2 protein-coding genes are annotated in these 1,017 nt (G+C 40.4%); both read right to left on the bottom strand.

Annotated elements, in window-relative coordinates:
* Positions 1-17 precede the first annotated feature (17 nt).
* Positions 18-671 carry an IS630 family transposase gene (locus tag NCWK1_RS29015; protein ID WP_146034074.1) on the bottom strand — a complete coding sequence of 218 codons (654 nt, stop codon included), beginning with the start codon at positions 669-671 and terminating at the stop codon, positions 18-20.
* Positions 604-963, bottom strand: a complete 360-nt coding sequence (locus tag NCWK1_RS29010; protein ID WP_103127057.1) for a helix-turn-helix domain-containing protein — start codon at positions 961-963, stop codon at positions 604-606. Before NCWK1_RS29010 ends, NCWK1_RS29015 begins: the two co-directional genes overlap by 68 nt.
* Positions 964-1,017 lie beyond the last annotated feature (54 nt).

Below are 1,017 nucleotides of genomic sequence, written 5' to 3'. Positions count from 1 at the left end.
TACAGCACTTTGCGCGACTAACTGGTACAGTAGCAACAGTGAGAAAAGTAGTTTTGGAGTTGCTGACTTGAGCATAAGAGAACTCCTAGTGACAACAGTTGTACTACTGCCAAAATATTTTTTGGTGAAAACTTGCGGATAAATGCTTTGAGTTGCCACCAGAGATGTTCTATGGGGTTAAATTCAGGTGAATAAGGTGATAAATAAACTACCCTTGCGCCTACGGACTCGATCATTTCAATAATCCCCTTCATTTTATGTGCTTTGAGATTATCCATGACCACTACTGCCCCTTTCCACAATTTCGGTAATAGCTCTTGTTCCACAAATTTTTTGAAGTCTTCTCCATTGATTGATGGCCCTAATGTTTTGAGGGAGAGGATTGATTTGTTACTAATAGCCCCCACTACGGTAACTCTGCTTCCACGGTAAAATGGTTTGACATCATAAACTCTGTCTCCCTTTTTACTTCTGCCCATTCCTCTGGTTAATCCGAGTAATACGCCCATTTCATCCACAAAAACTAGGTCATCTGCAACAACATCTCGGACGCTTTCCCAGTAAGAAAGCCTTTTATTTTGTGTAATTTCTGTTCCTGCTTGACTACTTCGTACTGTTTTTTTTGAGGGTGAGCTTCTGTTTCTGAAGAAATCTGCACATTGCACTCTCACTTAACCTTACCCCTGTCTTTTCTTCCCAATACTCACAGTATTCGGCTAGGGTATAGTCTAGATGTTCTGCTACCATTTGCTCTATCTGTTGAGAATAACCAGATAGTTGGCTTGGTTTTCCTCCTGTCGCTACACTTGGCTCTAGCGTCCCTTTTTCTCGTTTTCGCTTCACGAGGTTTTGTACTGTATTTTTACTTACCTTGAATCTTTCTGCTACTTTGCGAATAGATGTATTTTCCGCTTCGTAAACGCTAATAATTTTTTCCCGCAGGTCTACTGAGTAGGGTTTCATCGGATTTTTTACTTTTATCTTCTAATGTACCAAACCGTTAGACAAAGTGCTGTA

It is taken from the genome of Nostoc cycadae WK-1, assembly GCF_002897135.1.
Taxonomy (GTDB): Bacteria; Cyanobacteriota; Cyanobacteriia; order Cyanobacteriales; family Nostocaceae; genus Nostoc_B.
This window is presented reverse-complemented; position numbering and strand designations above follow the sequence as displayed.